The sequence below is a fragment of the Actinoplanes sp. NPDC049118 genome (assembly GCF_040648555.1).
In the GTDB taxonomy this organism is placed as follows: domain Bacteria; phylum Actinomycetota; class Actinomycetes; order Mycobacteriales; family Micromonosporaceae; genus Actinoplanes.
Genome location: NZ_JBEZDY010000012.1, coordinates 62638 through 71266 on the forward strand (window position 1 = coordinate 62638; position 8629 = coordinate 71266).

Annotated in this window: 8 protein-coding genes; all 8 read left to right on the forward strand. The window is 73.2% G+C overall.

The genetic code is table 11. The features are described from left to right. Positions 1-11: 11 nt before the first annotated feature. The 8 genes from dnaJ to AB0B58_RS20215 all read left to right on the forward strand — a co-directional run bounded on the left by dnaJ (position 12) and on the right by AB0B58_RS20215 (position 8615). A complete protein-coding gene (gene dnaJ, locus AB0B58_RS20180) occupies positions 12-1151 on the forward strand; it encodes a molecular chaperone DnaJ (RefSeq protein WP_360225904.1) in 1140 nt (379 codons plus the stop codon). Between the two features lie 58 nt (positions 1152-1209). Then, complete coding sequence (locus AB0B58_RS20185) at positions 1210-1944, forward strand: 16S rRNA (uracil(1498)-N(3))-methyltransferase (RefSeq protein WP_360225420.1); 735 nt, start codon at positions 1210-1212, stop codon at positions 1942-1944. A gap of 67 nt (positions 1945-2011) precedes the next feature. Then, positions 2012-3073, forward strand: coding sequence for an iron chelate uptake ABC transporter family permease subunit (locus AB0B58_RS20190; protein WP_360225422.1), 1062 nt, complete (start codon positions 2012-2014; stop codon positions 3071-3073). After that, entirely contained in the window at positions 3070-4113 is a 1044-nt protein-coding gene (locus AB0B58_RS20195; RefSeq protein ID WP_360225424.1) for an iron chelate uptake ABC transporter family permease subunit, read from the forward strand. The genes AB0B58_RS20190 and AB0B58_RS20195 overlap by 4 nt, the downstream gene beginning before the upstream one ends. Positions 4114-4155: 42 nt before the next feature. Beyond that, positions 4156-4929 carry an ABC transporter ATP-binding protein gene (locus AB0B58_RS20200; RefSeq protein ID WP_360225907.1) on the forward strand — a complete coding sequence of 258 codons (774 nt, stop codon included), beginning with the start codon at positions 4156-4158 and terminating at the stop codon, positions 4927-4929. Positions 4930-4967: 38 nt separating this feature from the next. Continuing rightward, the gene (locus AB0B58_RS20205) at positions 4968-5180 is read left to right on the forward strand and encodes an MbtH family protein (RefSeq protein WP_360225426.1); all 213 of its coding nucleotides are present in this window, start codon (positions 4968-4970) and stop codon (positions 5178-5180) included. A 10-nt stretch (positions 5181-5190) separates the two neighbouring features. Then, complete coding sequence (locus tag AB0B58_RS20210; RefSeq protein ID WP_360225428.1) at positions 5191-6876, forward strand: ABC transporter ATP-binding protein; 1686 nt, start codon at positions 5191-5193, stop codon at positions 6874-6876. Next, entirely contained in the window at positions 6873-8615 is a 1743-nt protein-coding gene (locus tag AB0B58_RS20215; protein ID WP_360225430.1) for an ABC transporter ATP-binding protein, read from the forward strand. The genes AB0B58_RS20210 and AB0B58_RS20215 overlap by 4 nt, the downstream gene beginning before the upstream one ends. Positions 8616-8629 lie beyond the last annotated feature (14 nt).

An 8629-nucleotide genomic window follows, 5' to 3' on the forward strand; every position in this document is an offset into this window, starting at 1 on the left:
CTCGAAACCCTGTGGCCAAGGACTACTACGGAATTCTCGGCATCGGCCGCGAAGCCACCGACGACGAGATCAAGCGCGCCTACCGCAAGCTGGCCCGTCAATTCCACCCGGACGTCAATCCGGACCCGGAAGCGCACGAGAAGTTCAAGGACATCAACGCGGCGTACGAGGTCCTCTCGGACGACCAGAAGCGTCAGATCGTTGACCTCGGCGGCGACCCGCTGGCACCCGGTGGCGGGGCGGGCCCCGGCGGGCCCGGCGGAGCCGGACCGTTCGTGGGCTTCCAGGACATCATGGACGCCTTCTTCGGAACGGCCGCCGGCGGCGGTTCCCGCGGCCCGCGGCCGCGTACCCGCCCGGGCGCCGACGCGATCCTGCGCCTCGAACTGGACCTGGTGGAGACGGCCTTCGGCGTCGAGGCGCCGATCACCGTCGACACGGCCGTGCTCTGCACCCAGTGCTCCGGCGCGGGCACCGCGCCCGGCACCCACCTCGCGACCTGCGAGACGTGCGGCGGCCGCGGCGAGGTCCAGTCGGTGCAGCGCACCTTCCTCGGCCAGGTCGTCTCGGCCCGGCCCTGCCAGGTCTGCCAGGGGCACGGCACGGTCATCCCGCAGCCCTGTCCCACCTGCGCCGGCGACGGCCGCATCCGCACCCGCCGCTCCCTGACGGTGAAGATCCCGGCGGGCGTGGAGGACGGCATGCGCATCCGCCTGGCCCAGCAGGGCGAGGTGGGCCCGGGCGGCGGCACGGCGGGCGACCTCTACGTCGAGATCCACGAACGCCCGCACGACGTCTACTCCCGCAAGGGCGACGACCTGCACTGCCGGGTGACCCTGCCGATGACCGCGGCGGCGCTGGGCACGCGCCTGACCATCAAGACGCTGGACAGCGAGGAGAACATCGAGGTCAAGCCGGGCACCCAGCCGGCATCGACCCTGCGCATCCGCGGCAAGGGCGTGCCGCACCTGCGCGGCCAGGGCCGCGGCGAGCTCTTCGTGCACCTCGACGTCAAGACGCCGACCAAGCTGACCGCCGACCAGGAGCGGATGCTGCGCGACTTCGCCAAGACCCGGGGTGAGGACATCGCCGAGCTGAGCAAGCAGGGCGGATTCTTCTCCCGCATGCGGGACGCCTTCAACGGGCACTGAGCGGGCCGACGTGCCCGACCGGTGATCTCCGGCGCGCGATGTTGGGTAGCGTGTGCTGGTGTCTGCGCCTCTGTTCTTGGTTGATGACCTGCCCGGCGGGAAGCGGTACACCCTGGCCGGCGCCGAGGGGCATCACGCCGCCACCGTGCAGCGGCTGAAGGTCGGCGAGACGCTGCTGCTCGGCGACGGGCGGGGCGGGACCGCCACCGCCGAGGTCACCGCCGTCGGCCGGGGCAGCATCGACGTCGCCGTCCTCGGCCGGGACTTCCGGGAGGCGCCCGATCCGCGGCTCGTCGTGGTGCAGGGGATCGCCAAGGGCGACCGGGGCGAGCTCGCAGTGCAGGCCATGACCGAGATCGGGGTCGACGAGATCGTGCCCTGGTCCGCCTCGCGGTCGGTCGCACAGTGGCGCGGCGACCGCGGCGAGCGGGCCCGGGAGAAGTGGGTCAGCACCGCGCGCGAGGCCGCCAAGCAGGCGAGGAGGCCGTGGCTTCCGGCCGTCTCCGGCGACCCCGACGTCAGCACCAAGCGGGTCGCGGCGCGGCTGTCCGAGGCCGCCGCCGCGTTCGTGCTGCACGAGGAGGCCACCGACCGGCTCACCGCGGCCAAGCTCCCCGGCGCCGGGGAGATCGTGCTGATCGTGGGGCCCGAGGGCGGTATCACCGACCAGGAACTGGGTGCCTTCGTTGGCGCCGGCGCGCATCCGGTACGGCTCGGCGACGCGGTGCTGCGGACCTCGACGGCCGGGATGGCCGCGCTCGCGGTGCTCTCCGCGCGCCTCGAGCGCTGGTGACGCACCGGCGTCAGTCGATGGTGGCGCGGTGGTGACGCGCTAGGAAGGTTAGCCTAAGCTTCGCCGCATGGTCCTCACGCGTACGCCGGCTCCCGTGCGGCCGGGGCCGGTCGCCGCGGCGGGTGCCGCGGCCGGGCGGGGAAGGCGGGTTGCCGGGCTACTCGCCTGCCTTGGCGTGCTCGCGCTGGTCTGCCTCGCCAGCATCGCGCTCGGCACCCGCAACATCTCCGTCGGCACGGTGTGGGACGCGTTCTTCCACTTCGCCGACACCGACGACCAGTCGATCGTGCGGGACCTGCGGGTGCCGCGCACGATCCTGGGCCTGCTCGCCGGTGTCGCACTCGGACTGTCCGGTGCGGTCATTCAGGCGGTCACCCGCAACCCGCTCGCCGACACCCAGATCCTCGGCATCAACGCCGGGGCCGGGTTGTTCGTGGTGTTCGCGGTCGGCGTGCTCGGCCTGACCAGCCTGTCGCAGTACATGTGGTTCGGCTTCGCCGGTGTCGCCTTCGCGCTGGGCCTGGTCTACCTGCTCGGATCCGTGGGGCGGGCCGGTGCCACGCCGATCCGGCTGACGCTCGCCGGTGTCGCGCTCGGCGCGGTCATGGACGGCATCTCCGGTGGCATCCGGATGGTCCGGCCGCGCGCCTTCGACTACCTGCGCTTCTGGGACGTCGGCTCGCTCGCCGGCCGCCCCCTCGAGGTCGCGACGACGATCCTGCCGTTCGTGCTCGCCGGTGCCGTGCTCGCCCTGCTGGTCGCCCGCTCGCTGAACGCCGTGGCGCTCGGCGACGACCTGGCCCGCACGCTCGGCGCCGGCATCGGGCGGACCCGGCTCCTGGCCACCGTCTCGGTAATGCTGCTGGCCGGCGCCGCCACCGCCGCGGTCGGGCCGATCGGCTTCGTCGGCCTGATGGTCCCGCACGTCGTGCGCTGGATCGTCGGGCCGGATCAGCGCTGGATCTTCGTATACACCGTCGTGTGCGGGCCCATCCTGCTGCTGCTCGCCGACATCGTCGGGCGGCTCATCGTGCGGCCCGGCGAGTTGCGGGTCGGCGTCGTCACCGCGTTCGTCGGCGCGCCCGTGCTCATCTGGTGGGTTCGCCGGTCCCGGGTGAGCGGGCTGTGAGCGTCGACTTCGGCCGCCGGGTGCTGGTGCTCCGGCCGCACCGCAACGCCTCGGCCCGGATGAGCGTGCGGCCCGCGGTCGTCAGCCTGCTGCTCGTGCTGGCCGCGCTGGCCGTGGCCGTGCTGGCGCTCGGCACCGGCGAGTTCACCCTCTCGCCGGGGGACGTGCTGCGGGCGCTGGCCGGTGAGGGCACCCGGGCGGCGCGGCTCGTCGTCGTCGAGTGGCGGCTGCCGCGGGTGCTGCTCGCGCTGATCATCGGTGCCGCGCTCGGGCTCGCCGGTGCCGTCTTCCAGGCGCTCACCCGCAATCCGCTCGGCAGCCCGGACGTCATCGGGTTCAGCACGGGCGCGTACACCGGGGTGCTCGTCGCCGCCGTGTTCGTCGGCAACTCCTACTACGTCACCGCGGCCGGCGCGCTGGTCGGCGGCCTGGTCACCGCGATCGTGGTCTATGTGCTCGCCTTCAAGCGGGGCGTGCAGGGCTTCCGGCTGATCATCGTGGGCATCGCGATCAGCGCCATGCTCGCCTCCGCCAACCAGTGGTTCATCATCAAGGCCGACCTGCAGGCGGCGTACGCCGCCGCGATCTGGTCGCAGGGCAGCCTCAACGGGCTCGGCTGGTCCCAGGTCGTCCCGGTCGCGGCCGGCGTCGGCGTGCTCTGCCTGGCGCTGATCGCGTTCGGGCCCCGGCTGTCGATGCTGGAGATGGGCGAGGACGCGGCGGCCGCTCTGGGCGTACGGGTGGAGCCGACCCGGCTCGCGTACCTGGTCATCGGGGTCGGGCTGACCGCGGTCGCGACGGCGGCCGCCGGGCCGATCGCCTTCGTCGCGCTGGCCGCGCCGCAGCTGGCACAGCGGCTCACCCGCACGGGCGGCATCGCGCTGCTGCCGTCGGCGGCGATGGGCGCCTTCCTCCTGATGCTCAGCGACTGGCTCGCCCAGCGCGCGTTCGCGCCGACCCAGCTGCCGGTCGGCATCGTGACCGTCTCGGTAGGCGGCATCTACTTCGTCTGGCTGCTGGTCCGCCAGGCCCGGCGGTAAGGAGAGGGAGCACCAGTGAGCGAGAGTCTGGCCGCCCGGGACATCACCATCGGATACGACAAGAAGACGATCAGCGAGCACCTGGACCTCGAGGTGCCCGAGAGCCGGTTCACCGCGATCATCGGCCCCAACGCCTGCGGCAAGTCGACGCTGCTGCGCGCCCTGTCCCGGCTGCTCAAACCGGCCCGCGGCGAGGTGCTCCTGCACGGCCGGGACATACACGCGCAGCCCGCCAAGGAGGTCGCGCGGCGGCTGGGGCTGCTGCCGCAGTCCTCGATCGCGCCGGACGGGATCACGGTCGCCGAACTGATCGCCCGGGGCCGGTTCCCGCACCAGAAGCTGATCCGGCAGTGGTCGGCCGGCGACGAGGACGCGGTCGTCGCGGCGATGGCCGCCACGGGTGTGACCGAACTCTCCGGTGAGCTGGTCGACACGCTCTCCGGCGGGCAGCGGCAGCGGGTCTGGGTGGCGATGGTGCTCGCGCAGCAGACGCCGATCGTGCTCCTCGACGAGCCGACGACGTTCCTGGACATCGCGCACCAGATCGAGCTGCTCGAGCTGTGCGTTCGGCTCAACCGGGAGCAGGGGACGACGATGGTAGCGGTGTTGCACGACCTCAACCAGGCGGCCCGGTACGCGGATCATCTGGTGGTGATGAAGGCCGGGGCGATCGTGGCGCAGGGCGACCCGCGCGAGGTCATGACGGCCGAGCTGGTCGAGGACGTCTTCGGGCTGGGCTGCCGGATCATCGACGACCCGGAGACGCACACCCCGCTGGTCATCCCGCGATCGTCGGTGTTCCAGCGCATAGGTTAGGCTGACCTTACTTTCAGGCAGATCGGTGGGGAGACGTCGTGTCCAGCAACCCGTTCGATGACGAGAACGGCACCTTCCACGTCCTCGTGAACGACGAGGAACAGCACTCGCTGTGGCCGTCCTTCAAGGAGGTCCCGGCGGGCTGGCGCAGCGTCTTCGGACCGGCGCCGCGGAGTGAGGCCGTCGACTACGTCGACGCCAACTGGACCGACCTGCGCCCCAAGTCGCTGCGCGAAAGCATGGCCCAGTGAGCTCGGCCCCGTGAGCCGCTCCGGCGCGCGCATCCTGCTTCGCAGCACCACCCGCAACGCCCGCCGGCTCTGGACCGGCACGGCGCTGATCGCGGTGCACCAGGCCTGCGAGACGTTCGTCCCGATCCTGATCGGCATCGTCATCGACCGGGCCGTCACCCCCGGCGACCTCGGCCAGCTGCTGCTCTGGGTCGGCGTGCTCGCCGTGCAGTTCACGCTGCTGACGACCGCGTACCGGTTCGGGGCCCGGCAGCTGATGGCCGCCATCGCCGAGGAGGGGCACCAGCTGCGCCTCGAGGTGTCGGCGAAGATCCTGCACCCGCGCGGGGTGCGTACCGACATGCGCGCGGGTGACCTGCTGACGGTCTCGACAAGCGACGCGGACAACACGTCGTACGTGCTGGACTACATACCCCGGATCGTCGGTGCGCTCGTGGCCACGGTGATCAGCGCGGTCGCGCTGTTCCTGATCTCGGTGCCGCTCGGCCTGGTCGTGCTGATCGCCACGCCGATCGTGCTCGTGCTGCTGCAGATCAGCTCGCCGGTGATCACCAGGCGCGTCGCCGACCAGCAGGAGCAGGCCGGTCGCGCCACTTCGCTGGCCACCGACCTGGTCACCGGGCTGCGGCCGCTGCGCGGCCTCGGCGCACAGGACGCCGCCGCGCAGCGCTACCGCGAGGTCAGTCGCCGCTCGCTGCGGGCCACCCTGCGGGCCTCGCGCACCCAGGGCGGCTACCTGGCCGCCTCGACCACCCTCAGCACGCTGCTGGCCTGCGGCATCGCCATCATGGCCGGCTGGTTCGCGCTGACCGGCCGGATCACCGTCGGCCAGCTCATCGCCGTGATCGGCCTGGCGCAGTTCCTGATCGAGCCGTTCGGGACCCTCGCCGTCGTGCCGAGCTGGGTCGGCGAGGCCCGGGCGTCCGCCGACCGGGTCGCCCTGATCGCCGACGCCGGCCTGGTGCTGCCCGAGGGCGCCGCGACGCCGGTCGAGCACCCGTGCGACCTGCGCCTGTCCGGCGTGAGTCACGGCCCGCTCGACGGCCTGGACCTGCACGTGCTCCCCGGCGAGTTCGTCGGCGTCGTCGCCCGCCGCCCCGGCGACGCGGAGGCGCTTGTCAAGCTGCTCTCGGTGCCGGACGGCTACCGGGGCAGCCTGCTGCTCGGCGGTTCGCCGCTCGAGCAGGTCGAGCGCGCGCACGCCCGCCGGCTGCTGCTGGTCGAGCCGCACCACGCCGACCTGTTCACCGGCACCATCGCCGCTAACGTCGCCGTGCACGCGGACGGCGAGATCCTGACCGAGGCGCTGAGCGCCGCTGCCGCCGACGAGGTCCTCGCCACCCAGGCGGACGGGCTCGACGCGGTCGTCGCCGAGCGGGGCGCGAGCCTGTCCGGTGGGCAGCGGCAGCGGATCGCGCTCGCCCGTGCGCTGCTGGCCCGCCCGCCCGTGCTGGTGCTGCACGATCCGACCACCGCCGTCGACGCGGTCACCGAGCACGCCATCGCGCAGGGCATCCGCGCGCTGCGGCACGGGCCCGGCGCCGGCTTCGCCACCGTCGTCATCACCAGCAGCCCCGCGCTGCTCGCCGCCACCGACCGGGTCGTCGTGCTCGGCGAGGGCGCCGTCGCGGCCGAGGGCGGGCACGAGGCGCTGGGCGCGAGCGACGAGACCTACCGTCAGTTGGTGCTGAGATGAGCCAGATCCTGCCCATCGCGACTCCGCGGCAGACCCGTGCCTGGCTGTGGGCGGAGCTTCGCGGACGCCCCGGCGAGGTGATCGGCACCCTGCTGGTCGGCATCCTCGCGGCCGCGGCCGCGATCCTGCCCGTGTACGCCCTCGGCGTGCTGGTCGACCGGGTCCGCGCCGGCGCCGGCACGTCCGCGATCGTCTCGATCTCGATCGTCATCGGCGCCGCCGCGCTGGTCGGCGGCGGCGCGATCGGGCTGTCCACGTATCTGATCGGCCGGCTCGGGTCCCGGATGCTCGCGGATCTGCGCGAGAGCACCGTCGCGACCGCGCTGCGGCTGCCCGCGCTGGTGCTGGACCGGGCCGGGCGCGGCGACCTGCTGTCTCGGGTCGGCGCCGACATCGCGGCGATCGGCAAGGCCGTCGCGGACGTGCTGCCCAATGTGATCTCGGCCCTGCTGCTCGGCGTGCTGAGCCTGGCGGCGATGACCGGTATCGACTGGCGGCTCGGCCTGGCCGGTGCCGTGGCGGTGCCGTTCTACGTGATCGCGCTGCGCTGGTATCTGCCGCTCTCCGCGCCCCGGTACGCCGAGGAGCGCAAGGCCGTCGCGGAGCGCTCCCAGCTGCTCGTGGAGAGCATGCAGGGGCTGCGGACCGTGCACGCGTACCGGCTCGAGGGGCGGCACCTGGACGACATCGACAGGGCGTCGGCCAAGGCGCGCGACATCGACGTCGGCGTCTTCACGCTCTTCACCCGCTTCGTGGGCCGGGTCAACCGGGCCGAGTTCTTCGGTCTCGCCGCGCTGCTGGTGGTCGGCTTCCTGCTGGTACGCAATGGATCCGTCTCGGTCGGCGAGGCCTCCGCGGCCGCCCTGCTCTTCCACCGGCTCTTCAACCCGGTGTCGATGCTGCTCTTCACGTTCGACGAGATCCAGGCGGCCGGCGCGAGCCTGTCCCGCCTGGTCGGCGTCGAGACGGTGCCGGTGGAGCGGCGCGAGGCCGGACGGCGGCCCGCGGACGCCTCGCTGACCCTCGACGGGGTCAGCTTCAGCTACGACGGCCGGACGCCGGTGCTGCGTGACGTGAGCATCCGCCTCGAGCCGGGCGAGCGCGTCGCCCTGGTCGGCTCGACCGGGGCCGGCAAGACCACGGTGGCCTCGATCGCCGCGGGCATCCTGAGCCCCGACGAGGGAACGGCCCGGGTCGACGGCGTGCCGGTGCGGGAGCTGCCGCCCGGGACCGTGGCCATCATCAGCCAGGAGACGCACGTCTTCGCCGGTCCGCTGGTGGAGGACCTGCGGCTGGCCCGGCCGGGTGCGAGCGTCGCCGAGGTGGAGGCGGCGCTGGACACGGTCGGCGCGCTCAACTGGGCGCGGGAGCTGCCCGAGGGGCTGGACACACCGGTCGGCGACGGCGGCCACGACCTGACCCCCGCGCAGGCACAGCAGCTGGCGCTGGCCCGGCTGGTGCTGCTGGACCCGGCGGTCGCGGTGCTGGACGAGGCCACCGCCGAGGCCGGCAGCGCGGGTGCCCGCGCGCTGGAGCAGGCGGCGGCCGCCGCGACGAGGGGCCGGACGGTGCTGATCGTGGCGCACCGGCTCACCCAGGCCGCGTCGGCGGACCGGGTCATCGTCATGGAGCACGGCGTCGTCGTGGAGTCGGGCCCGCACGCGGGCCTCGTCGCGGAGGGCGGCCGCTACGCCCAGTTCTGGTCGGCGTGGGAGTCGAGGAGCTCCGCACCCGCATAGGACGCTCGCACCGA

What these genes read in the sequence shown, in the direction of transcription:
- AB0B58_RS20215 (WP_360225430.1), top strand. Translation starts at nt 6,873, where the DNA reads ATGAGCCAGATCCTGCCCATCGCGACTCCGCGGCAGACCCGTGCCTGG.
- AB0B58_RS20190 (WP_360225422.1), top strand. Translation starts at nt 2,012, where the DNA reads ATGGTCCTCACGCGTACGCCGGCTCCCGTGCGGCCGGGGCCGGTCGCC.